General features: G+C 47.1%; 22 protein-coding genes. 13 read left to right on the top strand and 9 right to left on the bottom strand.

The genetic code is table 11. The features are described from left to right. The first annotated feature begins 2 nt into the window (after window positions 1-2). On the top strand, window positions 3-746 hold the full coding sequence (locus MYF79_RS01135) for a sulfite exporter TauE/SafE family protein (RefSeq protein ID WP_247812151.1): 744 nt from the start codon (window positions 3-5) through the stop codon (window positions 744-746). On the opposite strand, the gene MYF79_RS01130 is transcribed toward MYF79_RS01135, so the two are convergent. The 3 genes from MYF79_RS01130 to MYF79_RS01120 form a co-directional block, all read right to left on the bottom strand. Continuing rightward, window positions 702-1886 (bottom strand): PepSY-associated TM helix domain-containing protein, encoded by a 1185-nt coding sequence (locus MYF79_RS01130; protein WP_247812150.1) that lies wholly within the window; start codon window positions 1884-1886, stop codon window positions 702-704. The two genes, MYF79_RS01135 and MYF79_RS01130, sit on opposite strands and share 45 nt — an antisense overlap. 2 nt (window positions 1887-1888) lie before the next feature. Then, window positions 1889-4366 (bottom strand): TonB-dependent siderophore receptor, encoded by a 2478-nt coding sequence (locus tag MYF79_RS01125; RefSeq protein WP_247812149.1) that lies wholly within the window; start codon window positions 4364-4366, stop codon window positions 1889-1891. 216 nt (window positions 4367-4582) lie between these two features. Further along, window positions 4583-4951, bottom strand: a complete 369-nt coding sequence (locus MYF79_RS01120; RefSeq protein ID WP_247812148.1) for a DUF7009 family protein — start codon at window positions 4949-4951, stop codon at window positions 4583-4585. A gap of 76 nt (window positions 4952-5027) precedes the next feature. On the opposite strand from MYF79_RS01120, the gene MYF79_RS01115 reads away from it, so the two are divergent. Continuing rightward, window positions 5028-5258, top strand: coding sequence for a MoaD/ThiS family protein (locus MYF79_RS01115; RefSeq protein WP_247812147.1), 231 nt, complete (start codon window positions 5028-5030; stop codon window positions 5256-5258). Window positions 5259-5260: 2 nt separating this feature from the next. Here MYF79_RS01115 and MYF79_RS01110 read toward each other — a convergent pair whose 3' ends face one another. Then, the gene (locus MYF79_RS01110) at window positions 5261-5644 is read right to left on the bottom strand and encodes a hypothetical protein (protein WP_247812146.1); all 384 of its coding nucleotides are present in this window, start codon (window positions 5642-5644) and stop codon (window positions 5261-5263) included. A 359-nt stretch (window positions 5645-6003) separates the two neighbouring features. Here MYF79_RS01110 and MYF79_RS01105 point away from each other — a divergent pair, with 359 nt between their 5' ends. Further along, entirely contained in the window at window positions 6004-6420 is a 417-nt protein-coding gene (locus MYF79_RS01105; protein ID WP_247812145.1) for a molybdopterin synthase catalytic subunit, read from the top strand. A 68-nt stretch (window positions 6421-6488) separates the two neighbouring features. On the opposite strand, the gene MYF79_RS01100 is transcribed toward MYF79_RS01105, so the two are convergent. Further along, window positions 6489-7073, bottom strand: a complete 585-nt coding sequence (locus MYF79_RS01100; protein ID WP_247812144.1) for a molybdenum cofactor guanylyltransferase — start codon at window positions 7071-7073, stop codon at window positions 6489-6491. A 10-nt stretch (window positions 7074-7083) separates the two neighbouring features. Next, complete coding sequence (gene moaC, locus MYF79_RS01095; protein WP_247812143.1) at window positions 7084-7566, bottom strand: cyclic pyranopterin monophosphate synthase MoaC; 483 nt, start codon at window positions 7564-7566, stop codon at window positions 7084-7086. A gap of 43 nt (window positions 7567-7609) precedes the next feature. On the opposite strand from moaC, the gene MYF79_RS01090 reads away from it, so the two are divergent. The 3 genes from MYF79_RS01090 (at window position 7610) to MYF79_RS01080 (ending at window position 11660) form a co-directional block, all read left to right on the top strand. Then, entirely contained in the window at window positions 7610-8815 is a 1206-nt protein-coding gene (locus MYF79_RS01090; RefSeq protein WP_247812142.1) for a molybdopterin molybdotransferase MoeA, read from the top strand. Window positions 8816-8986: 171 nt separating this feature from the next. Beyond that, window positions 8987-10426: a DUF1800 family protein gene (locus MYF79_RS01085; RefSeq protein WP_247812141.1), complete on the top strand. Its 1440-nt coding sequence runs from the start codon at window positions 8987-8989 to the stop codon at window positions 10424-10426. 25 nt (window positions 10427-10451) lie between these two features. Further along, complete coding sequence (locus tag MYF79_RS01080; protein ID WP_247812140.1) at window positions 10452-11660, top strand: DUF1501 domain-containing protein; 1209 nt, start codon at window positions 10452-10454, stop codon at window positions 11658-11660. Here the strand turns inward: MYF79_RS01080 and MYF79_RS01075 are convergent. The 3 genes from MYF79_RS01075 to MYF79_RS01065 form a co-directional block, all read right to left on the bottom strand. Continuing rightward, entirely contained in the window at window positions 11657-12154 is a 498-nt protein-coding gene (locus MYF79_RS01075; protein WP_247812139.1) for a hypothetical protein, read from the bottom strand. The two genes, MYF79_RS01080 and MYF79_RS01075, sit on opposite strands and share 4 nt — an antisense overlap. A gap of 129 nt (window positions 12155-12283) precedes the next feature. Next, window positions 12284-14332 (bottom strand): OPT family oligopeptide transporter, encoded by a 2049-nt coding sequence (locus MYF79_RS01070; RefSeq protein WP_247812138.1) that lies wholly within the window; start codon window positions 14330-14332, stop codon window positions 12284-12286. Between the two features lie 452 nt (window positions 14333-14784). Beyond that, on the bottom strand, window positions 14785-16494 hold the full coding sequence (locus MYF79_RS01065) for a peptide MFS transporter (protein WP_247812137.1): 1710 nt from the start codon (window positions 16492-16494) through the stop codon (window positions 14785-14787). A gap of 206 nt (window positions 16495-16700) precedes the next feature. Between MYF79_RS01065 and purD the strand changes: the two genes are divergently transcribed. The 7 genes from purD (at window position 16701) to MYF79_RS01030 (ending at window position 25039) form a co-directional block, all read left to right on the top strand. Continuing rightward, a complete protein-coding gene (gene purD, locus MYF79_RS01060; protein ID WP_199653781.1) occupies window positions 16701-17978 on the top strand; it encodes a phosphoribosylamine--glycine ligase in 1278 nt (425 codons plus the stop codon). Window positions 17979-18342: 364 nt separating this feature from the next. Further along, window positions 18343-19365, top strand: coding sequence for a rod shape-determining protein (locus tag MYF79_RS01055; protein ID WP_012787871.1), 1023 nt, complete (start codon window positions 18343-18345; stop codon window positions 19363-19365). Between the two features lie 65 nt (window positions 19366-19430). Next, entirely contained in the window at window positions 19431-20318 is an 888-nt protein-coding gene (mreC, locus tag MYF79_RS01050; RefSeq protein ID WP_247812136.1) for a rod shape-determining protein MreC, read from the top strand. After that, window positions 20315-20824 carry a rod shape-determining protein MreD gene (locus tag MYF79_RS01045; protein ID WP_199653779.1) on the top strand — a complete coding sequence of 170 codons (510 nt, stop codon included), beginning with the start codon at window positions 20315-20317 and terminating at the stop codon, window positions 20822-20824. Before mreC ends, MYF79_RS01045 begins: the two co-directional genes overlap by 4 nt. Before the next feature lie 199 nt (window positions 20825-21023). Continuing rightward, window positions 21024-22979, top strand: coding sequence for a penicillin-binding protein 2 (gene mrdA, locus MYF79_RS01040; protein ID WP_247812135.1), 1956 nt, complete (start codon window positions 21024-21026; stop codon window positions 22977-22979). A 6-nt stretch (window positions 22980-22985) separates the two neighbouring features. Next, window positions 22986-24275: a rod shape-determining protein RodA gene (gene rodA, locus MYF79_RS01035; RefSeq protein WP_247812134.1), complete on the top strand. Its 1290-nt coding sequence runs from the start codon at window positions 22986-22988 to the stop codon at window positions 24273-24275. A 17-nt stretch (window positions 24276-24292) separates the two neighbouring features. After that, window positions 24293-25039, top strand: a complete 747-nt coding sequence (locus MYF79_RS01030) for an MBL fold metallo-hydrolase (protein WP_247812133.1) — start codon at window positions 24293-24295, stop codon at window positions 25037-25039. Window positions 25040-25212 lie beyond the last annotated feature (173 nt).

Here is a 25212-nt window from a genome sequence, read left to right as displayed (position 1 = left end):
GTATGTCAATTGAACTTTGCATACTGTTTTTCACAGTGGCCCTGTTATATGCCTCTGCCGGCTTTGGTGGCGGCTCAAGCTACCTGGCACTGATGGCGTTGTGGAGCGTTGATTTCCAACTGATGAAATCTACAGCGCTGCTTTGTAACGTAGTAGTGGTTACAGGCGGGGTATATCATTTTTACCGTGCAGGCCAGTTGCCGCTGAAGAGGGCCCTACAGTTAAGTGTGATCAGTGTGCCATTCGCTTTTCTGGGCAGTTACCTGCCCCTGAAACAACATACTTTTTTCCTGTTGCTGGGAGTTGCTTTGACAATAGCTGCTTTGCTGATGTGTTACAAGTTGTTCCTGGAGAAGCAATATGTTCCGGACCCTGATGCACAGAAGACCTATAAATACGGTATTGTTGGTGCGGGTATCGGGTTGTTGTCAGGTATGACCGGCATTGGCGGCGGTATCTATTTGTCGCCGGTATTACGTCTGGGGCGTTATGATACAGCAAAGAAAATAGCGGGGATCTGTAGTGTGTTTATTCTGATCAATTCTATCGGAGGCTTATTAGGACAGGCCAGCAAAGGAGAAATTGTATTTGATCTTCACTTTGCCGGCCCGCTTTTGTTGTCTGTTATCGTCGGCGGACAGATAGGCGCCCGTTTGAGTGCTGCAGTGCTGAAACCACGGATCGTGGAAGGCGCTACTGCCTTACTGATACTGTACGCTGGTGTCCGGATGCTTATCCAGGGGTAATGCCTGCTTTTTTACCGCTTGTATCTTTTCCTCCGGTTTTTTCTTTTTCTTCTTTCTGCCCATCCATATCAGGAACCCGGATATGGGCAATGTTGTAGCCACCAGGGCTGCTATCAGCGCCAGTATCTGGGTAGGCCATCCATATAGGGTGCCCCTGTGTAGCGGGTATACCCATCTTCTCGCGATGGTGCCATTACTTTCGTTGTCATACAGGCGTTCCTTCACTAACTCGCCGGTACCGGCCTGGAAATAAAGGAAATCACTCACATTACTATGCCTGGCCCGGTTTTCTTTTGACGTTGCAATAGATGTACTGTCATTTTCTGCAAAGCGGATAGTGATCGTCCCTTCGTATGGTAACCTTTCATTGATGGTATTTACCATCTTTTCCAGGTAAGCAATCCCTGTATTCTTTACAGCAGGACTTTCAGGAGCCACTATTTTCTGTTGTTTGGTGTTCCCGTCGAAAGCGATGTAAAGCAGGTTGTTCATCCATTTATAGCTCCATACAAGTCCTGTAAGCGCGATGACAAGCAATACGATGTGTACATAGAAACCCAACACGGCATGCAGGTCCCAGTTAAGTCTCTTGAAAGATGCATTCCATTTTACACTTAAACGCTGTTTACGGTTATTCCTTTTGGGCCACCATAATATCAGCCCTGTCAGGATCAGGATGGTAAAGATGGAACATGAAATGCCGGTAATGAACTTACCGGTTTCGCCCATGCACAGGTAACGGTGCAGTTGCAGTACAACAGAAAAGAAACGTTTATTGCCGGGAACAGATTCAATGATCTTACCCGTATAAGGATTGACAGCCACATAAAGCTGGTTCTTAAGTACCTTGTTTCCTTTTCCTTTCCGTAACAGGTACACTACGCTACGATCCGCTTCCGGCTCTACCAGGATAGTGCCGACTTTGTATTTGGGATTTTCCCTTTGTACATAAGCCGTCAGGTTGTCCAGCGGTTGCCTGGAAGTGTTTGCCGGCACCTCTACATAAAAAAAAGAAGACCGGAACGCATGTTCCAGTTCTTCTTCAAATACGAGCAGGCTGCCTGTTCCCGCCACTACGAGAACCACAATGCCGGAAGCTATTCCCAGCCAGAGATGTAACCAGCCAAAAATTTTTTTCATGATCAGAATGTATATGAGATTGTTGCCTGCCAGCTCCTCGGCGCGCCGGGGAAGAGGCGAATATAGTCATATCCGCCGACCCAGTAGGTTTTATTTGTAACGTTATTGAAATTCACCTGCAGGCGCACTTTATTCACCTGGTAGTAAACAGCCGCGTTCACCAGTACATAGCCCGGCAGGGTCTGCTTCGTGTTGAGCGACACATTCCTTTCTGTTACGAAGTTAGCGCCTGCTCCTACCCCTAGTCCTTTTACAGGACCGGAAGGAATGGTGTATTTAGTCCAGACATTACCCTGGTGCTTAGGTGCGTTTGGTTTCTGTTTGCCAACCAATGCTGAATCAGATTTGCCTGACTTACTGATGGTAGCGTCATTGAAAGCATATGCAATTGTCAGGTCCCAGTTAGTTGTAATACGCCCGGTTACATCCAGTTCCACGCCTTTGGAGGTCTCTTCACCAATCTGTATCATCTTGTCAGGATTACCCGGTTCATTTGCGTTATACAGCGTATTGGTTTGTACAATATGGTATGCGGCGGCATTGGCGGTTATATTGCCATTAAACCATTCCGTTTTCAGGCCGCCTTCCCATAACTGACTGTTAATAGGATCGAATGGTCCGCCGGAGAGAGGATTGGTCTGAACAGCAGCATCCTGAGGATTGTAACCTTTGGTATACATACCGTACACATTGATATTGCGATTAATGCTGTATACAACACCCAGTCTCGGAAGGAAAGTATGCTGCGTCACTTTTTTCACGCTATCGGTCCTGTAATTAGGCTTGTCAGTGTATGTTTCATAACGGCCGCCAAGTAACAACTTCAGATTTCCAATGCTGATCTGGTCCTGCAGATAAATACCGCTGATGCTGTTGAAAGATGGCAAAACAGCACTGTTTTGTACAACATAAGTGTATTTGGAAGGATCCTCCAGTTTGTTATCATTTTTGGTGATATCAAAAGAAGATACGTTTGGTTTAGGTATGCTGATCACCTTTCCGTCAGGAGTAGTGTAGTTGTAAAATACGTAGTTGGCCGCTTTAGCAGGATTGTATGCGGCTGCACCGCCAGCTTTCAGCTGGTAATTGCTCGCTGTTAACTGGGAGGCGCCTGGAGGCAGTTTAGAAGTTGCGTAATCATAACCGCCCACAAGTTTGTGCGATACCTTACCGGTTTCAACGCTATAGGTCAGGTAAGCAGACGCATTGTCACTGGAAGGGTTCTTTTTGCGTATGAATGACTGACGGGCTACAAGGTTCGGAATAGGAGCGCCGGAAGAATCCACTGCATACGCATTGGCACTACGGTGTTCCAGCAGATCTTCTGTATAACCGGTACGCAGGTAAGCCAGGTTAAAGGCCAGACGGCTGGAGAACTGGTGATTCAGAGACGCAGTGATGGTATATGTTTCCTCATTCAGATAGTCGTTGGTTGCATTGAGTGAACGGGAGATCGGTGTTGAATGCAGGTCGCCATTGTATAGTACCGACTGTCCGCGGTCAAGGCGACTGTTGGATTTATTATATACCGCATCAAAGTTGATACGTGTTTTCTCCGTTGGCAGGAAAGATACAGAGGGTGCGATCACCAGGTTTTTGTCAAACTGAAGGTCGCGGAAAGACTCTGAATTTTCATACCCGATGTTCAGACGGTAGAGGATGGTCTTCTCATCGTTCAGCGGACCGGTAAAGTCGGCCAGAACGCGGTTGTTATTGAAGCTACCCATGGTGAAGCTGAGTGATTTACGAGCCTCTTCCAGTGGTTTTTTAGTTACACGGTTGATGGTACCGCCCGGAGACGCATTGCCAAACAATGCAGAGGCCGGGCCTTTGATCACTTCCACTCTTTCCAGGTAATTGACCATTGGTTGTTTCCAGAAACCGGTGAAGGTGCGCAGACCATTCAGCAGCTGTGTAGTGCTACCCCCGTTGATACGAAAACCGCGGATAGTGATATCATCATAAAAAGTAAACTGGTTCACACCACTGAAGTTCTTAACAACGTCTCCCATTCTTACTGATGCCTGGTCCTGCATCAGTTCCTTGGTAACATAAGAGATAGACTGAGGCACGTCTTTCAGCGGAGTAGCTGTTTTGGTGCCGATAAAGGAAGCGGTGTTCTTATATCCTTTTTCAGTTCGTCCGGTTATTTCTACGGTTTGCAGCTGGGAAGAAGCTGGTACCAAGGTAACATCCAGCCTGTTGCCCTTTACTTTCTGCTGTAAAGGTTCAAAACCGGTATGCGTAAAGCGGATGGTATATTCTACGCCTTCAGGCAGGTTTGAAAAGATATAATGTCCGTTTTCGTCTGTGAAAGCAGTCTGGGCCTTATTGAGCAGTACACTCACTTTCGGTAATGGAACGTTGTTGATATCTCTTACTGTGCCTTCTATGTTCACTTTGGTTTGTGCGTTGGCAGATATGCACAGGAACAGGTATAGGAAAATGCTGATTTGTAGCTTCTGTAAATAGCCGAACATTGACTGACTGATTTTTCCACAAAGAACGATCAGTATTGTCCGCTTACTTAATCGAATCGGGAAAAAGATTTACCGAAAGCGGAAAAAGCAGCCAGCAATGCATTGCGTGTCAGGAATATGTCATATTTTATAATCTATCTAAAATGATAGTGTCTACCCCAAACTTTTCAAGCTAAATAAGGCTGTATGAGGTCTATTTATGAATTAAATATTTGATTAACAGTTACTTGCAGGATTGTCAAATGCGTTACTGTCATCCTCATCTCTTTCAGTCAGGCATTTGAAATCTTTCTCAATGAGAATGCTTAACACAGAACCGTCCGCATTGGGAATTTCGGCGGAAAAACCCACCTGGTCTGTATCTGTCCATTGCTGCACCTGTTCTTTAGGGAAGGAAAGGTGTATAGCGGATGATTCTAGTTTAATGAAAGGCGCATTGCTGCCAGCTTTAGCTTTGATGCAGAAATGAAGGTTACCCGCGCCGATGGTCGTGCTTTCTTCCACTTTTCCTTCAGCTTTCAGTACTTCTATGTCTTTTTTATCCAGCCTGTAGCGGATGCTGTTACCCCTGATCCTGATTTTCATCTTACGTTTATTTGATATGTCTTCTCTTTAAAATTACTACATTATCGTAGCTTTATCCAAATTTCATACACGGGATATGCGTATTTTACTATTTGGTATAGCGAAAGATATAGCAGGAGCACCTGTTATTACGGCGGAAGGAGTTACATCGGTAGCAGCACTCAGGACCTGGTTGTATACAAAATACCCGCAACTGGAACACTTACGTTCCCTGATGATAGCGGTAAATAAGGTGTATGCCAATGATGAGGATGTGTTACAACCCGGAGATGAAATTGCGGTGATCCCGCCAGTGAGTGGCGGGTGAGATCAGTTGTTTAATGAATTGATCATTTTCTTTATTCGTTGCATCCTGGCCTCCATGAGCTGTTTGTTTAACAGATTGATATCCTTGGTAGTTGCAAGCGGATATTTTTTTAACGCTTCAATTTTTCTGATAATTTTCCTCTCGTCTCTCATATTTTTAACACTGCTGTACCGCACTAAAAAGTATGTTCTTATTTCATCTGCAACATTAGATAGATAAACAGAAAGAGAAGGTGCTGTCATTATCGGGTAAGGCTTTAACCAGTAAGTATCGGGTATTTCCCTGGCAATTACCAGCATTAGTGTGCTGCTTCCTGCACCAACGATATTTGCATAAGTCTGAGTACCATGCTGTGATCTGGTATTTTGATCTGTTAACTGACTCAATGGATGATAGCTTTAATGTTGATAGGATAGAGAAAAAGCGCACGATTGTCCTTTGGGAAAGCATTTATAGCTTTTTGTCCTTCCAGCTCTTATAATGTTTCGGATTAGCTAGAAAGTCTTTAATCACCAGATCAACCCAGGCCTCCCACCGCTTCTTCTCCTTGTAAGATCTGATAATAAACTTTAAAAGCGGAATGATTGGTGATAGCATACTTGCAATAGCAGCAAGTAGTATGATTTTTTCTACTACGGGACTCATCACAAACAAAGTTTTTTGAGGCACTAATATTAGATCATTTCTACTGATCTATAAAAAATATTTTCCTTCAAAGTAATTAAATTCGCTTATTGATATTACGATGAACAAACTAATAAAAATAGACAGGAATGTAACCGTACAGCAAGCGCTCGACTTCGTTGAAGGGCCTGACTGTGGCGGTGTAGTGGTGTTCTCCGGAAATGTAAGGAACGTTACTAAAGATAAAAAAGTGACTAAGCTTTTTTTTGAATGTTATGAGCCGATGGCATTACTTGAGATGGAGAAGATCGCAGATCATACCATTGAAAAAATGGGTGTAAAAAGGATAGCGATCTTACACATCGTTGGTGAAAAACAACCGGGAGAAGTCGTGGTTGTTATTGCTGTTGCAGCGCCACATCGCGCAGCTGCATTTGATGCATGTGAATATGCCATTGACACTTTAAAGGAAACAGTGCCGATCTGGAAAAAGGAATACTTTGAAGATGGTGAAGTCTGGGTGGCGGCACACCCGTAAAAATATCTGATCACGAATCATGAATGCTACAAAAGTTCCGTAGCTCATTTCCTGATTCGTGATCTTCATTAATGCCTGATCTGTTCTTCCGCTTCTTTCATTTCTTCCGGTGTATTAGCGTTAAACTGTTCTGCAGAGAATGGATTTTCTATCTGCAGAATATCTGATTGCAGCAATGTCTTACGCGGACAATTCTTTCCTTCATTAAAGTTATGCAGCAGCTTTTTCAGTCCTGAAGGTTCCCATATTGCAATCAATGGTTCCGGTAAATGATTGACAGGGCTGATCAGTGATGTGGCATCCTTCAACACCTGTCTTTGCGATACGAGATAGTGAAGGCTCTGCTGACTGATGAGGGGAAGATCTACTGCCAGTACCAGCCAGGCGGTATCCGGAAATGCGGCATGTGCGCTGAGCAGCCCTACAGATGGTCCATTCCCCTCAATACTATCAAAGATCATGGGAACCTCATCACTCAGTGCAGGCTTTTGTTCCTCCCTGCACGAAAGATATACATCGGGTGTAATGTTATGTACTAACTGATAAAGATATTGCCACTGCGGCATGCCATGATAGGCTATCAGGCTTTTATCCTGTTGCATGCGTGTGCTGCGGCCGCCGCAGAGTATGAGTCCTTTTAATGGCGCTGTCATTGTACCTTTTTTAAAAATCCCGTTTACCACCTGTTTTACTCAGCAGGCGTGTTTGCCTGATCACCATCTCATGTGTAAATGCTTTACACATATCGTATATGGTCAATGCAGCTACGCTTGCGCCAGTGAGTGCTTCCATTTCAACTCCTGTTTTACCAGTTGTTTTTATAGTGCAACGCACCACTGCTTCTTCACCTTCCAGTTCTATTTCCACCTGGCATCCATCGAGGAGTAAGGTATGACAAAGCGGTATCAGGTCCGGCGTCTTCTTTGCGGCCATGATGCCAGCCAGTATCGCCGTTTGAAATACGGCGCCTTTTGCGGTATGAATATCTTTACCGCTGAATTGCTGTCTTACGATCTCCGGTAGAAATACCCTGCTTTCTGCTACTGCCACACGTGTAGTTTCTGCTTTCCCGCTCACGTCCACCATTACCGGTTGATCAGCTGCATTGAGGTGTGAAAATCCCTGTTTACTTGAATCATTGCTCATAATGGAATAAATTTACAACTAAAGCCACCAAACAACCAAAAGAATGCTGATAGATGTAACCACCGCATATGCCGCTGTAATGGATACCATTCGCGATTTTGGAATAGAGCAACTGCCCTTCACCGCCGTTACCGGCCGTATTCTGCGGGAACCGGTATTGTCTGATAGGGATTTTCCTCCATATGACCGGGTAATGATGGACGGTATTGCCATAGATTATGAAAGCTATGCAAAGGGGCAGACGGTCTTTGGTGTGGAAGATATGCAGGCAGCAGGCATGCCCCGTAAACAGTTGTCTAACACGGCTAATTGCATCGAAGTAATGACAGGCGCCATAATGCCCGAATTGACAGATACCGTGATACAGTACGAACACCTGACGGTCACAGAGCATGAAGGTTTTAAACGTTTTACCATCAATGCAGGTGTAACCAAAGGCCAACATATCCACCGGCAGGGCTCGGATGCTGCGGCCGGCCAGTTAGTGATCCCGGCAGGTACCTTGTTAACCGCGGCTGAAGTGGGTGTATTGGCCTCTGTGGGCAAAGCCCTGGTAAATGTAAGCCGCCTGCCAAGGATAGCGATCATTGCCACCGGCGACGAGCTGGTGCCTGTTACGGAAACACCGGATGTACACCAGGTGAGGATATCTAATTCTTACAGTCTCGCAGCCGCGTTAACGCAGCTGGGTATTAATGCGGAGTGTTATCACGTACATGACAACGAAACTGCTATCCGGCATTTATTTGAATCGCTGAAGGATGCAGATGTCTGGATCTGTACAGGGGCCGTATCTGCCGGAAAATTTGATCATCTGCCACATGTGCTGGAGCAAATGGGCATGCAGCAGATCTTCCATAAAATACAACAGCGGCCGGGTAAGCCCTTCCTGTTTGGACAGTTTGAGAACGGCCCGGTAGTGTTTGCGCTGCCTGGTAATCCCGTATCTGGTTTCATGTGTTGCTACCGCTATGTATTGCCCTGGCTGCGTGCCTGCCTGCAATATGCAGCCCCGCCTGTTCCCTATGCAGTACTGGGCACAGACATTAATTTTGCACCACCGCTCACCTATTTCCTGCCTGTTCGCCTGCATCCCGTGGCTAACGGGCAATTGGAAGCCCTACCGCCGCCTTACCATGGTTCCGGCGATCTGGCTGCATTGCTGCAGGCGGATGGTTTCCTGGAGCTGCCTCCGGAAAAGAGCGTATTCGCAAAAGGTAGCAGCTACCCTGTGTGGAAATTCAGGTGAATGCATCTGGCATAAGCGCTAATACCTGCGCTGGCTGCATTCCGGCCGGCTTCGCCAGGGCCGGCTGTTGTAACCCTTTTTTCAGACCTTAACAATTTGGTCATATTAAATCTCGCGTCCGTCATTAAACTTTATCCATTCGCAGACGTCAAACCCAAAATTGCTTCCTATATGTCAGCTGTTCCTGAAACGCTACAAATGCAACATCTTGCATGGAGGGCCGGCTTCGGCGCTTCACTTCCCGTTATCGAAGACTGGACCCACAGAAAACGTCGGCAGGTGATCAGCAAGATCCTGGCTGGCCCTGATAAGGATACACAAACGCCCCTGAAAGTAATGGATGAAAGCGACCTGCCTGAACGGACCAAAGAAATGTCGCCGGAGGAAAAGAAAGAACTGGCCAAAATGAACAGGCAGGGTATAAAAGATCTTAACCTTTCATGGATATACGAAATGGTGCAGACCCAACATCCATTGCGTGAAAAGATGGCCCTGTTCTGGCACGGGCATTTTGCCTGCCGTACACAAAATGTATTGTTCAGCCAGCAGTTGTTGCAGGTAATACGTGAGAACGCACTGGGTAATTTCGGTACACTGCTGACAGCCGTTTCCCGGACACCGGCCATGTTACAATTCCTGAACAATCAGCAGAATTATAAAGCCCATCCCAATGAGAACTTCGCCCGGGAAGTGATGGAACTGTTTACGATGGGACGTGGACATTATACTGAAACAGACATTAAAGAAGCCGCGAGAGCCTTTACTGGCTGGGGATATGACAACGAAGGCAATTTTGTATTCAGGGAAAAAAGACATGATGGCGGAGAAAAAACAGTGTTGGGCAAGAGCGGTAATTTCACCGGCGATGATATCCTGAAAATATTATTGGAGCGAAAAGAAACGGCAACATTCATCACCGCAAAAGTGTACCGTTTTTTTGTAAATGAAACACCTGATGATGCAAGGATCAACGCCCTCGCAGAAAAGTTCTATGCTTCCGGATATGATATCGGGGCACTCATGCAGCATATCTTCAATGCAGACTGGTTCTATGACCAACGCTTCATTGGCCAACGTATAAAATCGCCGGTAGAACTGCTGGTTGGTTTACGTAGAACCGTTCCTGTTAACTTTGAAAGGGAAGAGGTAATGTTGTCATTCCAGCAGGTATTGGGACAAGTGCTGTTTTATCCGCCTAATGTAGCCGGATGGCCCGGAGGACGCAACTGGATTGATAGTTCCAGCCTGATGTACCGTATGCAGTTACCGAAGATGATACTGTATGAAAGAGAATTCAATATTACCCCTAAGGAGATCACTCCTGAAATGGGCATGGGCAGCTATAAGGCAACCATGGACTTGAATGAATCTGTGAAAAGGCAATACGCCAGGAAGATCAAAGGAGTGATCAACTGGGACATTTTCCTGAAAGATTATGAGAAGGTACCCAGAGAAAAACTGGCAGATACTATTGCCGGTTCGCTTTTGCTGGCCAACAGGAATGTGAACAGGCAACTGCTGGAAAATTATGCAGACGCCTCTTCCCGCGAAAACTATATCAAAACAGTTGCGATAGCAGTAATGAGCACACCCGAGTACCAGTTGTGCTAATGTGTCCACTTAAAAAATTAAGTTTATGCTGATCTTAAACAGGCGACGTTTCTTACAGGTAGGATCATTAGCTTCAGCTTCACTGATGATGCCGAAATTTTTGAAGGCATTGGAAAGAGATCATCTCGTACCTGCCGGTAATAAAGTATTGGTTGTTGTGCAGCTCTCAGGCGGTAACGACGGCCTGAACACGGTGATCCCCTACCGGAATGATATTTACTACCGCATGCGCCCTACGCTAGGTATTCAGCGTGAAAATGCATTATCCCTCACGGATGAAATGGGATTACATCCTGCATTGAAAGGCCTGAAAGGACTGTACGATGAAGGCTCGCTGGCAATATTGAATAGTGTAGGATATCCCAATCCCGACAGGTCGCATTTCCGTTCTATGGATATCTGGCAGTCTGCCAGCACTTCTTCTGAGAACTGGACAGATGGTTGGATAGGACGATTCCTCGATGCACAGTGCAAGGGCTGTGACAAGCCGGTACAGGCGCTGGAAATTGACGATACCCTTAGCCTGGCCATGAAAGGAAACCTGCAAAAGGGACTCGCGGTTAAGGACCCCGATAAACTGCAGGCTGCCGCTAATGACAGGATGTTTCGGGAATTGCTGCAACAGGAAGCAAAGGCAATGGAAGATGATCATCAGCCTGTGGACTACCTGTATAAAACGATGAGTGCAACGGTTTCATCTGCGTCTTATATCAGGGAACAGTTCAAGGCATACAAGACAAAGGAGATCTTTCCTTCAACAGAACTGGGAAAGAATATGCAGACCATTGCAAGGCTTATTATGTCCGATATCACCACCAAGGTATATTATGTATCACATGGTGCTTTCGATACACACGTCAATCAGCTGGCGACGCAGCAGACACAGTTACAACGGCTGGATGAAGCTGTAACCGCATTAACAAAAGAGCTGAAGAATAATAACCGTTTCCAGGATGTGGTAATTGTTACCTTCTCTGAATTCGGTCGCCGGGTTGAACAAAATGCCGGCGGCGGCACAGATCATGGCACTGCCAATAATATGTTTATGATAAGCGGAGGACTGAAGCAGCAAGGCTTATTGAATGAAGCGCCCGACCTGGAACAGCTGAATGAAGGAGACCTGCAACACAAAATAGATTTCAAGCGTGTGTATGCCACCCTGTTAAAGAAGTGGCTGGACGCCGATGATGCGGCAATCCTTAAAAAGCAGTATGATCACCTGTCGTTCGTCTAATTGCTCGTAACGACAGCCCGTAAAAATCCGAAGGAGGCATTTCTATCAAACAATATTCCTGAGGTGTCAACGAGGGTGCCTGTGAATGAGCCTTCGATCAGGCTGTCCTTCACACTGGTAATGGAAAGCGTGAAAGAGCCGAAACGCTGATTGGCTATCTGGGAAACGTTGGCATTCGGATAATAGACAGAGATCGAGTTGCCGTCCTGTGAGTAGAAGGTGCCTTTTGTTACACCTTCTGTACTTCCCAGTAAGGTGATAGTGATTTGTTCATCGCTGGCGCCTGTCGCGGTAATAGTTAGCTTGTCAACATCGTTGTTAGGGTCTGTATCCGTAAGATTTGCCACAGAAACAACGGCAGAAGGATTCTCTGCAACCACTATCATGCTGTCAAGATCAAAGGAAATGAATTTGCGGGCTACTTCATTTTGCTGATCTTTTTTGCAGGATGCAAAGATCAATATGGCACAAAGTATGGTTAAGGCTATGCGCATAACGACAGGGGTTTTTTGTTATAACGCAATAATAAGCAGTTAATTGTAAAGAGTAGTAAGGAAAAAATAAGGGATCAGGAATGAATGCAATGCCGTTGCTGCATGAAGATCCTGATCCCTTATGTTATATTAATTCTTATTGGCTATTCTATAAAGTACCCATCCCATCAGGGCGAACATGGCCGTACCAAGAATGAAATACCCACCGTGGCCGAATATGCCCGCCAGTGCTCCTTCCATATTTACAGCGGCCAATGCAGTTGAAGTGCTGTCGAAACCAGCCAGTATCGCGATGATCACACCTGCTACGGCGCCGCCGGCCACCAGGCCGGTAGCGAACAGGTTGCCTTTACCAAGCTCTTCTTCCTCAGCAGACAGGTGTACATTCTGTTTCTTGCGTTTCTGATCTACCAGCCCGCGGATAGCGCCACCGACGAAGATGGGCAGGGTGGTGGACAATGGCAGGTAAGCACCCACAGCAAAAGAGAGGGATTTGATACCGCAGAGCTCCATGGTGATAGCCAGGAAAACACCCGCCAGCACAAACTGCCAGTCAAGATTGTAAGAGAGGATGCCTTTTGCCAGTGTTGCCATCAGGGTACCCTGCGGCGCCGGATAATAGATACTGCCTATTGCGTGGTCGGTTACGCCATTGGCGATCATGGCTGCGGTAGGTTTATCCAGGAATTTCACGGTCAGACCGATCACAATAGAAGAGACGATCGCACCAATAAAGAGAGATAACTGCTGATACATGGGAGTAGCACCCACGATATAACCAGATTTCAGGTCCTGAGAAGTACCACCGGCATTCGCTGCTGCAATACAGATCATACCACCTACTACCAGGGCCATTGGTTCGTATACTTTACCGCTCCAGCCTACTGCAATAAACACCAGGCAGGTGCCCATCAGGGTGGCAATGGTCATACCGGAAATTGGGTTGTTGGAAGATCCGATCAGGCCAACGATACGGCTGGATACCGTTACGAAGAAGGCGCCGAAGATAACCACCAGCAAACCTACCAGCAATTTCTTACCGATAGAATCGCCGGGTAACTGTGGCAGGAACGCCATCAGGACGATCAGGGCAATGCTGCCAAACAATACGATCTTGATATTGAGGTCCCTTTCAGTACGCGGTACCTTACCGGTTGCCGCTTCTCCGCTCACATCATCTTTTTTCAGGGAGCCGATGCTACCCTTAAAGGAAGATATGATAGTAGGAATAGTTTTAATAAGTGTGATGAAACCACCAGCAGCTACTGCTCCTGCACCTATCTGACGTACGTAGGCAACGTAAACGGCCGCAGAGAAGTCACCAAAAGTATGTGTAGCAGGGTTCCAGTCTCCCTTACCCCCGGGCGTACTGATACTGGCCAGGTAACCGAGTTTCACCAGCTGGGCAGCAATCGCGTCCGGCGGTACCAGGAACGACAGCAATGGTATTAACACCAGCCATGACAGCACACCACCTGCTACTAACACACCGGCAATACGGGGGCCAATGATATAGCCCACACCCATGTACTCAGGTGTAATATCTGCACTTACACGGGCAGAGGAGAAATATTTATTATACTGTTGTGTCATGTAAGACGGGGTCTCAGCTATGACATGCAGTACTTTCTGCAGAAAAGCATAAACAACGGCAAACCCGAGTCCGTAGAAAGCGGTCTTGGCGAAATCGCCCCCTTTCTCACCAGCTATCAATACGTCGCCACAGGCGGTACCTTCAGGATAAGGAAGGGTATCGTGCTCTTTTACGATCAGCGACCGGCGCAGCGGGATCATCATCAGGGTACCCAGGATGCCTCCAAAGATAGCCAGGGTCAGTATGGTCAGATAATTAAAGAACTGCGCACCACCGCCATCTGAGAGGAACAGGAACCCCGGGAGGGTGAATACAACTCCGGCGGCAATGGATTCACCAGCCGATCCGGTGGTCTGGATAATGTTGTTTTCGAGAATAGTGGTTTTGAAGAATTTTCTGCCAAGTGTAATGGCAATTACCGCAATAGGGATAGAGGCAGAAACGGTCAGGCCTGCTCTTAATGCCAGGTAAACAGTGGCGGCTCCAAAAATAATCCCGAATATACAGCCCAGTACAATGGACTTCAGTGTAAACTCCTTCATATGCACCTCCGGTGCAACGAAAGGCTTGAATTTATCTGCCATAAATAGGTTTGATAAGTATAGATTTTTGTTGATTAAGAGGCAATATAAGAGAAAAATCCCTTTTAGAATCAGTCCCCGGCATATTTACACAGGCGGTAACCCGGTTTGCCTTCCGCTATTCTCCCCAGTTAAAAAGGGCAAAAATCTCCCTTTCGTCCATTGATAACTTAGTCCCCGGGTTTAGCTGAGTCAGTATTAAGATCCGCTCGAATACCGGTGCTATAAGGTCTCCATACCGTCATCTGATCGTCATGTTAAGGGCACTTCAATATCCAATCGATATTGAAGTGCCCTTAACATGACGATCAGATGACGGTATGGAGATGTATTGATATAGGATCTCAAGCGGATCTTGACCGGTGTTGAACCCTGTTTGGCATGGCTTTTCAGGCAATAAAAAACGGTGCAACCCTGAGACTGCACCGTTTCTGAATAAACTAACAGGATAATGTTTAGTACGAACCCGTTTTCTCTTTCACAACCCGGGCTATCCACTTGCTGAGGATCAGCATTACCACACCGGCAATACCGGCAGAGATCACAAGGATCAGGAAATAAGTAGTTTTATTGGTGAAACTGTCCCAGAAGGTAGCCATCAGACCGGCCACTTTACCGGCAATGGCATTTACCAGGTACCAGCCACCCATCATCAGGGCTGTTACACGGGGAGGAGACAGTTTAGATACCATTGACAAGCCGATCGGGCTCACCAGTATCTCACCCACCGTGAATACTGCATAGGTGCCAAACAACCAGGCCATAGAGCTTTTATCTACATATACATCGGTCATGGAGGCTGCAATCACCATCAGTAAAGACGAACCCGCTGCCAGGAAGATGCCGATGGCTACCTTCACCGGGGTGGTAGGCTCTTTACCACGTTTGGCAAGCCAGCCGAATATGCCTATCACGATAAGGCTGAAAGCCACGATAAAGAATGGGTTGATGGACTGGAAGATCTCTGTGGAGAGTAGCCTTAACTTATTGCCTTCTTTGGGCCATTGGTCCTTTGGAAGGTTCTGGAAGTAAGGATCAGCGCCCATTACCTCAATGGTATTGCCATTGGCGTCCTTGATAGCGCGGAAATGCTCGTCTATCTGGGTTACCTTGTGAGGTTCTGTGGTTACTGTTTGCAGCATACCGAAAGGTTGAGCAGCGTTTTCCATGGCTGGAGACATCTGGCGGTCAGTATACTGGTCTGCCCAGATGGTGAGGCCGGTACTGTTCTGGTTATAGATCACCCAGAAGATGATAGCCACTGCAAAAAAGGCCAGCAGGGCGCCGAGACCGCGTTTATCCTCTTTCTGCTTTGAAGTGCTGAACAGGCGGATGTAGAAGATAACAATGGGTACGCAGGCAAACAGGAAGGCATCATTAGATTTGGTACCGAACAGCGTGTGACCGAGCAGGGCGGGGCTGCTAATAAAATAACCAATCACGGCGGCAATCACTGCTGGCAGCAAGGCGCTGCTCAGGATCTTGGCGGTAGACATTTCGTCTGAAGAGGCTGGCTTCCGTACATCGCCTTCGGCGATGGTCTTCAGGTTGGAAGCAAAAATAGCCAGACCTACCAGCATACCTATACCCGCAGCGGCGAAAGCGTGCCCCCAGCCGTAGTGGTTACGGAGGTAGGCCGCTACGAAGTTGCAGATGAAGGCGCCGATGTTCACGCCCATGTAAAAGATGTTGTAGGCCACGTCTTTTTTGGCCTTGAGGTCTTCCCGGTTATAAATATTACCCAGGATGGTGCCGATATTGGGTTTGAAAAACCCGTTACCGATAATGATCAGGCCAAGGCCTGCATACATGGCAAGGTCACCGGGGAACGCAAGGGAGAAATAGCCCGAAGCCAGGAGGATCCCTCCCAGTATCACCGCCCTGCGGTAACCAAGATAGCGGTCGGCCAGCAGGCCGCCGATGAAAGGAGATAAGTAAACTAATGCGATGTAAGAACCGACAAGGTCCGCTGCTTTGGTGGTGTCAAACCCTTTACCGCCGTTGGAAGATGGATCAATCAGGTAAAGGAAAAAAATGCCGATCATCAGGTAATAGCCGAAACGTTCCCACATTTCTGTAAAAAAGAGTACGTACAATCCCTTGTGGTGCCCTTTCCCCTTCGGGGAAGGCGTGATTACAGGCTGCTCAACAGCAGTTTGAGTCATAATAGATCTGTTTAGTTTGTTGTTGGTTTATGGTGTTAGTCAGTCCTTCGAATCCGGCAAGATAAATAAATTCAGCTTTTTATCGGGTAAAATGGTGTTTTTGGTCAAATTTTGGCCTTTCTTTGCAAAAAATTTGGAAGAACGGGCTGATTGGAAGGTGAATGTAAATTTTCAGGAGCGAAAAAGCAGCGCATTTATTTTTTCATATGAAGATATTATTATTAGGAAGCGGTGGCAGGGAACACGCTCTGGCATGGAAAATGGCACAGAGCACTTATTGTGAACAGTTGTTTATTGCCCCGGGAAATGCCGGTACGGCCCAATATGGCCAGAACCTGGACATCGCGGTTTCGGATTTTGAAAAAATAAAGGCCTTTTGTATTGAAAATGCTATCTCCCTGGTAGTACCCGGCTCGGAAGAGCCGCTGGTAAAAGGTATTTACGATTACTTTCAGCAGGATGCCGCTTTACAGCATATCCCGGTGATGGGCCCATCTGCCCTGGGCGCCCAGTTGGAGGGCAGTAAAGCGTTTGCAAAGCAGTTCATGCTGCGCCATAATATTCCCACGGCCGCTTACCGCGAGTTCAGTGAGGAGAATTATGAAGAAGGCGTAGCTTACCTGCGTGCGCATTCCCTGCCGATAGTACTCAAAGCCGACGGACTGGCCGCAGGTAAGGGAGTGGTGATCCTGAACGATCATGAAGAAGCAGTGGCAGAGTTTTCACAGATGATCAAAGAAGCGAAGTTTGGCGATGCGAGCAGAAAAGTGGTGGTAGAACAATTCCTGACAGGGATAGAGTTGTCAGTATTTGTGCTGACAGACGGGCATTCCTACAAGATACTGCCTACTGCAAAGGATTATAAACGGATCGGAGAAGGAGACACCGGCCTGAATACAGGCGGTATGGGGGCTGTTTCCCCGGTTCCATTTGCCGGTAAAGCATTTATGGACCTGGTGGAAGAGCGTATCATCCGGCCTACTGTAGCAGGACTTGAAAAAGAGCAGATCGCCTACAACGGGTTTATCTTCTTCGGATTGATCAATGTAGACGGAGATCCGTTTGTCATTGAGTACAACTGCCGTATGGGAGATCCCGAAACAGAGGTGGTGATGCCGAGATTACAGAACGATCTGCTGGAGCTTTTCAAGGCCGTGCAGGAAGGACAGCTTTCCGCACAGACAATTTATGAGGATGCCCGTGTGGCAACTACCGTTATGCTGGTGGCAAAAGGCTACCCCGAAGCATACGAAAAAGGAAAGGTAATCAGCAACATACCGGCGCCTACGCAGGATCAGTTGGTGTTTCAGGCAGGAACGAAGGCCGTTGGAGAGGACATCCTTACCAATGGAGGTCGTGTACTGACTATAACTTCCCTGGCAGCTGATCTGGGCATTGCGTTGACTCACAGCCGGCAGACTGCTGAAATTATTGATTTTGAAGGCAAATATTACAGGAGGGATATTGGTTTCGAGTTCGTGTAGCAGATGTTCATTTGCGCCTTTCACGCCTTGCCGGCGCGAAAAGTGTAGTCTGGACCAGTGTCCCGTTCAAGTACCGGGAGGAGTCGCAGGGACGACCAGAGGGAGCATAACTCATTCATACAGAGCACACAATTAAGACAGACCATTTTTCGTTTAAGCGTTTTCGAGAGTCATTACTATGCCGGCTGTTTGCCTTGCCATTAAATGTTGCAACTTATTAACCGGCTCATCAGATACAACAGATACGATAAATAACATTTTTTAATATTTAGTTGTATTATTGAGAAAACAAACAATTTTTAGATTGTATATTCGTTGGAATTATTCATTTTTGCACACAATAATATTTTGACCATATTAAGCAATGGGGTTCTTTAATTTTTTAACACAGGAAATAGCGATTGACTTAGGTACAGCTAACACGCTGATCATACACAACGACCAGGTGGTGGTGGATGAACCTTCCATTGTAGCTATAGAGCGCGCAAGCGGTAAAATCGTGGCAGTAGGAAAGAAGGCCATGATGATGCACGAGAAGACACACGAGTACCTGCGTACGATCCGTCCCCTGAAAGATGGTGTGATCGCGGACTTTAACGCAGCTGAGGGTATGCTTCGCGAGATGATCAAACTGGTGTATCCCAAAAAGCCCTTATTCTCCCCTAGCTGGCGTATGGTTATCTGTATACCATCCAGCATCACAGAAGTAGAAAAACGCGCCGTGCGCGACTCTGCCGAACAGGCAGGCGCGAAGGAAGTGTTCCTCATACATGAGCCTATGGCAGCTGCCTTAGGTATCGGCATTGACGTGGAAGAACCAGTAGGTAACATGATCATCGATATAGGGGGCGGTACCACGGGTATCTCCGTGATCGCCCTGGCAGGTATCGTTTGCGACCAGAGTATCCGTATCGCCGGTGATGAATTCACCGCCGACATCATGGAAGCCCTGCGCCGTTATCATAGCCTGTTGATCGGTGAAAGGACCGCTGAACAGATTAAGATCCAGATCGGATCCGCACTGAAAGAACTGGATAATCCACCAGATGATGTAGCTGTGAACGGCCGTGACCTGGTAACAGGTATTCCTAAACAGATCATGGTGTCCTACCAGGAAGTAGCAGAAGCCCTGGATAAATCCATCTTCAAGATCGAAGAGGCCATCCTGAAAGCACTGGAAACTACGCCGCCGGAACTGGCTGCAGATATCTACCGCAGAGGTCTTTACCTGACCGGTGGTGGTGCGCTGCTCCGCGGATTGGATAAACGTCTTACTCAGAAGATCAAATTGCCTGTGCATGTTGCGGACGATCCGTTACGTGCCGTGGTAAGAGGTACCGGAATTGCACTGAAACACGTAGGTAAATATCCGTTCCTAATGCAATAATATCAGGAAATGTACAAGGCAGCACATAACTGCCTTGTACACTTTCTACCAAGAAATTATATCCTGTGCGTAATCTCATCATTTTCTTTAGGCGCTATTTTAATTTTTTTCTGTTTCTGCTGCTGGAAGTGATTTGCATTGTGCTGGTATTCCGGAACAACGATCTTCAGAAATCAGCCTACCTCAACTCCGCCAATAGTCTCAGCGCCAGGTTATACGAACGTTACAACAATGTGGAGTATTACTTTCACCTGAAAGCTACCAATGATAGCCTGGTGAAAGAAAATGCCCGCCTCCATAATATGTTGCGCACCAGCTTTGACAGCGTTTCCATCAACAATATCGTTAAAGTAGATACCATCCGCCATTACAGCACCGACACCACCCGTAAAGTGATCGGCACTGAAGTACGCCGTTACTTATATAAGGAGGCAAAAGTGGTGAACAACAGTATCAATAATCCCATTAACTATATTACGATCAGAAGGGGCCGGAAAGACGGTATCAAACCTAATATGGGTGTTGTAGGCCCAAGTGGGGTGGTTGGTGTGGTACGCAGCGTGAACGACAACTACGCTGTAGTGCTTTCCCTGCTGTCAAAAGGCCGCAACTTCGGTTTCAGTGCCCGCCTCAGTTACAGTAAGGAAATGGGAACTGTACGCTGGTACGGTGGAGAGGCCGGGTATGCGGTGATGGAAGATGTACCTAAAAGCGTGAGACTGATCAGAGGAGACACCGTAGTAACAAGCGGTTATTCTGCATTATTTCCGGAAAATATCCCTATTGGCTACGTGGAATCTTATTCCCTGGCAGATAAATCCAGCACCGCCTATACCATCAGGATAAAACTGGCTACCAACTTTTATAACCTTCAGTATGTCTATGTCATAGACAACCTGCTGAAAGAAGAACAACAATCTTTGGAAGATTCAACCTACAGGCTGATTAAATGAGTATACTGTTAAGAAATATTATTCGTTTCGTGCTCTTACTGCTTCTGCAGGTATTTGTACTGCAGCATATCCTGTTACACCAGCTGGTAGGTCTTAACCTGTACATGTTGTTCGTATTGTTGCTGCCGTTTAATATGCCACGTCCTGCACTGATGCTGCTGGCGCTGATGATGGGCCTCGGCCTGGACATGTTTATGAACACCATGGGCATGCATGCCGCCGCCTGTGTATTCATTGCATACCTCCGCCCGTTCATCATTAACATACTGTCTCCACAGGGTGGTTTTGAAACGACCCAGAAAACACCTTCCATGACCAGCATGGGAGTATCCCAATTCCTGACCTATATCGCGATCCTGGTATTCCTGCACAATCTTGTGTATTTCCCGCTGGAAGTATTCAGCTTTGCTGATTTCTTCTATCTGCTTTTGAAAATCCTTTTATCAACAGCGGCCAGTATCGTACTGATCGTGTTGTACGAGTTACTGTTCTTTTCCAGGAAATAAGCAGAGAATTAGTCCAGAGACCATATTTTAAGAGATGATTATGTTTTGTTAAATTAAAGATTAACAACAGATACCACAGAACGTAATATCTAACTTTAGAAAAAATTGAAAGTCATATTATAAAGCAACAGGTCGCTTGCTTCATCTTTCTGCCAGACGGTGGGGGAGGCCGTGAAGTGGCCACATTATTTCAGCGTAAATGTCTGTCTATAATCAGCCCAGGAAAAGAGTAATACAGTTCATCATGCTTGGAATGGTAATATTGATTATTACCAGGTTGTTCTTTTTGCAGGTAGTGGAAAAGAAATATTCCAAGCTGGCGGATGCCAACGCGGTGCTCCGCAAAGTGGTATATCCCAGCAGAGGAATTATTTTTGACCGCAAAGGCAGAAGTATCCTCAGTAATGATGCGATGTATGACCTCGTGGTAACACCGATCAATGTGAAGAACATTGATACGGCTTACATGTGTGAGATCCTCCGGATCGATAAGGAAGAATTCAGAAGACGCATCACCAGCGCTATCATTAAAAATGGTAGCCGTCGTGTATCCGTATTTGCTTCCCTGCTGCCGCCCGAAATGTTCGGCCGCCTGCAGGAAAGTATGTATATGTTCCAGCCCGGCTTCGAGCTGGTACAACGCCAGATCCGCTCCTACCCCTTCAATGCTGCCGCCAACATACTCGGTTATATCGGTGAAGTATCTCCCCAGATGTTGCAGAAACCAGCTTACAGCGCATATAACCAGGGCGATTACCTGGGTATGACCGGGCTGGAAAGAACATATGAAAGTGTGCTGATGGGGCAACGTGGTATACAATATCTCGTAAAAGATAACCTGAACCGCCCGCAGGGCCCTTATGAAAAAGGGGAATTCGATACGGCCGCTATTGCCGGTAAGAACCTCCGTCTGGCACTTGATGTTGACCTGCAGGTACTGGGTGAACACCTGATGCGTAATAAGATCGGCAGTATTGTGGCTATCGATCCCCGCACAGGAGGTATCCTCACTATGGTGAGTGCGCCTACCTTCGACCCGAACCTGCTGACGGGCTCCTACCGTGCCCGTAATTTCAGCCGGTTATTTGCTGACACTACCAAGCCGCTCTTTAACCGCGCAATACAGGCAGGATATCCACCAGGATCATCCATGAAACCACTTACCGCCCTGATCGCGTTAGATGAAGGGGTGATCACTCCCAGCTTTGGTTTTCCATGCTTTGGCGCTTATACCTACTGTGGTCGTCCTATTGCCTGTACGCACCACAATGCAGGTCACGCTGCCAACCTCAGGCTGGCCATTGCCAACTCCTGTAACGCTTACTTCGTACACCTGTACCGCATGGAAGTGGATGCCGCCAAATGGGGCGGTGTGAAAAAAGGACACCAGAAATGGCATGACTATATTTCCTCTTTCGGTCTCGGGCACAGACTGGGCGTGGATATTCCGGGTGAATCGCCCGGTAAGGCGATTGATACCGCCGGTATGAATAAACTGTACCGCGGTCAGTGGAACTCCTGCTCCGAGCTGTATGTAGGTATGGGACAGGGACAGGTCGTGGCTACCCCTATGCAGATGGCGAACGCGATGTGTATCATTGCCAATAAAGGTTATTACTACCTGCCGCATTTCGTGGACAAGATTGATAATGATAACACCGAACTGCTGACAAAATTCAGAGAGAAACATACTGTGGCGCACGTATCAGATTCTGTATATATGCCGGTGATATATGGTATGGAGGATGTGGTGGAAAGAGGTACGGGTGTGTCTGCCAAAATAGAAGGGGAGATCGTGTGTGGTAAAACAGGTACGGCTGAAAATAATGCTATCGTGAACGGTAAGCTGACAAAACTGAAGAACCACTCCGTATTTGTGGCCTTTGCTCCAAGAGATAATCCAAAGATCGCTATTGCGGTGGTCGTGGAGAACGCTGGTTTCGGTTCCACTTATGCGGCGCCTATCGCCAGCCTGATCATGGAGAAATACCTGCATGATACCATTTCTGTGAAGCGTAAGCCACAGATGAAAACATTGCTGGAATACAACACGCTGGATCCTGTTGTAAGGGAAAAATCCAAGCTTGACTCCCTGAATGGAGCCAGCGCCAAAATGACATCAGATGAGATACTTAAACTTTATTTCCGGGATTAATCAGTTATGAACCGTCGGCAGCAAATAAAATTGACAGAAGGTATTGACTGGCCTATTATGGGCCTCTACCTGGGGATCGTGTTTGTGGGGTTGTTATCTATCTTCGCCGCTGAATACAGGGAGGGTGATAACATCTGGAATGACATCCTCCACCTGAACAAGAACTATTCCCGCCAGCTCATGTGGCTGGGTGTATCAGCAGTGTTGGCTACCATCATCTGGCTCACCGACAGTAAGTTCTTTACCGCTACGGCCAACCTGATGTACGCCGGTGGTTTACTGTTGTTGTTGCTGGTACTGGGCATCGGTAAGGATGTAAAAGGTTCGAGCTCCTGGCTGGTAATCGGTGGTTTCCAGTTTCAGCCGGCGGAGCTGACGAAGCTCTGTACCAACCTGGCCCTGGCCAAGTATCTCTCTTCCATAGAAACTGATTTTACCAAACTGCGTTCCAGGCTGATAGCCGTAGCCCTGGCGCTGATCCCCTGTGTTATCATCATCCTGCAGTCAGAAACAGGGCTGGCACTGGTGTATTTCTCCTTCTTCCTGGTGATGTACAGGGAAGGTTTGCCGGGCGTACTGCTGGTGATCGCCTTCTCGGGGATCGTGCTGGTATTGTCGGCCTTGCTGGTAGATAAAAATATCCTCTTTATCATCTTCTCGGTCATCACCGTACTGGTGATCTATTTCAGTCGCCGGGAAATAAAACGTAACCGTTCCCGGTTGGCCCTGATACTGGGTATCTGGGCATTCTGTTCCGTATTCGTGATGTTCGTAGTGCCTTTTGCATTCACCAAAGTGCTGAAAGACTACCAGGTACGCCGTATTGAGGTAATGCTGGGTAAAGAGAACGATCCGAAGGCGACCTATAATACCCGCCAGAGTATGATCGCGATCGGTTCCGGCGGTTTCATCGGAAAAGGGTATCTGAAAGGCACCCAGACCCGTTACGATTTCGTGCCCGAGCAGAGTACTGACTTTATCTTCTGTACTATCGGAGAGGACTTTGGTTTCCTGGGCTCTATCCTGTTTATAGGTCTTTATGTGGCATTGCTCTTACGGATCATTTTTGTGGCAGAGCGACAACGATCGACATTCAGCCGTGTATATGCCTATGGGGTAGCCAGTATCATCTTTTTCCACATGGCCATCAATATTTCCATGACCATCGGTCTGGCGCCGGTGATCGGGATCCCGCTGCCATTGGTTAGTTATGGAGGTTCCTCCCTGATGACATTCACCATGTTAATTTTTATCATGCTCCGCCTGGATGCCGACAGGCAAATGGTATTACGATAGTTGCATATCTTTGGGGAATGGCACGTATTATACCATTATCAGAAGGGGCTTTTACAGTAGACGGAACAAAGAAGTTTATTCCTTATAATCCTGAGACGGATTCAATGCAGCAGCGCTCCGGCGGCTCGCTGCTGGTGGAGATCCAACCATTTTTAGTGATCACGGACCAGGATTACATCCTGCTGGACGCCGGCCTGGGCTATCGTAATGCCGATGGCGTTTTACAGATACATCAGCACCTGATCGACAACGGTGTTAATCCGATGGATATCACCAAAGTACTGATGAGTCATTTGCATAAAGATCATTCCGGCGGTATTTCCATTATAGATCCCGTAACAGGGCAGCGTAGCCTGAGTTTTCCCCAGGCCACCTATTATGTGAACAGGCATGAAATGGATTATGCCCTGGCGCATGACGGGAAATCCTATCTAGCAGAAGACGTCCGCATTCTGAATGAACGGGATAATGTCATCTTCACAGAGGGGGATGGCACCATTGATGATTACATTACTTATGAAATGACCGGGGGCCATTGCCCTTATCATCAGGCCTTTCTTATAGATACAGGCGACGACAAAATATTTTTCGGAGGGGATGAAGCACCCCAGGTTTCCTATATGAAACGCCGTTTTGCGGCAAAGTATGATTACGACGGAAAGCGGAGTATGGAATTGCGCGAACAGTTTAAGCTGCGCGGCGCCCGTGAGGGATGGACTTTCCTGTATTATCATGATACGAAACTACCCTTCGGGAAACTCTGAGCCTGCCCGCAGAAATGATCCTGATCATGCGATGGAGGGCGTTGATTCCATCCCGATGTTTACACTGCTTAAGAGGGGCTGGCGGCAGAAATGATCTTGTTGAACAGTAAACGGAAAGTGTGAGAGCAAGCGTCCGTTATAAAATAAAGAAGGAGCACCGGTCGGTGCTCCTT

It is taken from the genome of Chitinophaga filiformis, assembly GCF_023100805.1.
Classification (GTDB): Bacteria; Bacteroidota; Bacteroidia; order Chitinophagales; family Chitinophagaceae; genus Chitinophaga; species Chitinophaga filiformis_B.
This window is presented reverse-complemented; position numbering and strand designations above follow the sequence as displayed.

Coding starts and splice junctions, on each gene's coding strand:
- MYF79_RS01085 (WP_247812141.1), top strand. CDS start 8,987: ATGTCAGCTGTTCCTGAAACGCTACAAATGCAACATCTTGCATGGAGG.
- mrdA (WP_247812135.1), top strand. CDS start 21,024: ATGTCTGTCTATAATCAGCCCAGGAAAAGAGTAATACAGTTCATCATG.
- MYF79_RS01135 (WP_247812151.1), top strand. CDS start 3: ATGTCAATTGAACTTTGCATACTGTTTTTCACAGTGGCCCTGTTATAT.
- MYF79_RS01090 (WP_247812142.1), top strand. CDS start 7,610: ATGCTGATAGATGTAACCACCGCATATGCCGCTGTAATGGATACCATT.
- purD (WP_199653781.1), top strand. CDS start 16,701: ATGAAGATATTATTATTAGGAAGCGGTGGCAGGGAACACGCTCTGGCA.
- rodA (WP_247812134.1), top strand. CDS start 22,986: ATGAACCGTCGGCAGCAAATAAAATTGACAGAAGGTATTGACTGGCCT.
- MYF79_RS01045 (WP_199653779.1), top strand. CDS start 20,315: ATGAGTATACTGTTAAGAAATATTATTCGTTTCGTGCTCTTACTGCTT.
- MYF79_RS01105 (WP_247812145.1), top strand. CDS start 6,004: ATGAACAAACTAATAAAAATAGACAGGAATGTAACCGTACAGCAAGCG.
- MYF79_RS01115 (WP_247812147.1), top strand. CDS start 5,028: ATGCGTATTTTACTATTTGGTATAGCGAAAGATATAGCAGGAGCACCT.
- MYF79_RS01125 (WP_247812149.1), bottom strand. CDS start 4,366: ATGTTCGGCTATTTACAGAAGCTACAAATCAGCATTTTCCTATACCTG.
- MYF79_RS01130 (WP_247812150.1), bottom strand. CDS start 1,886: ATGAAAAAAATTTTTGGCTGGTTACATCTCTGGCTGGGAATAGCTTCC.
- moaC (WP_247812143.1), bottom strand. CDS start 7,566: ATGAGCAATGATTCAAGTAAACAGGGATTTTCACACCTCAATGCAGCT.
- MYF79_RS01080 (WP_247812140.1), top strand. CDS start 10,452: ATGCTGATCTTAAACAGGCGACGTTTCTTACAGGTAGGATCATTAGCT.
- MYF79_RS01075 (WP_247812139.1), bottom strand. CDS start 12,154: ATGCGCATAGCCTTAACCATACTTTGTGCCATATTGATCTTTGCATCC.
- MYF79_RS01070 (WP_247812138.1), bottom strand. CDS start 14,332: ATGGCAGATAAATTCAAGCCTTTCGTTGCACCGGAGGTGCATATGAAG.
- MYF79_RS01065 (WP_247812137.1), bottom strand. CDS start 16,494: ATGACTCAAACTGCTGTTGAGCAGCCTGTAATCACGCCTTCCCCGAAG.
- MYF79_RS01120 (WP_247812148.1), bottom strand. CDS start 4,951: ATGAAAATCAGGATCAGGGGTAACAGCATCCGCTACAGGCTGGATAAA.
- MYF79_RS01055 (WP_012787871.1), top strand. CDS start 18,343: ATGGGGTTCTTTAATTTTTTAACACAGGAAATAGCGATTGACTTAGGT.
- MYF79_RS01100 (WP_247812144.1), bottom strand. CDS start 7,073: ATGACAGCGCCATTAAAAGGACTCATACTCTGCGGCGGCCGCAGCACA.
- MYF79_RS01030 (WP_247812133.1), top strand. CDS start 24,293: ATGGCACGTATTATACCATTATCAGAAGGGGCTTTTACAGTAGACGGA.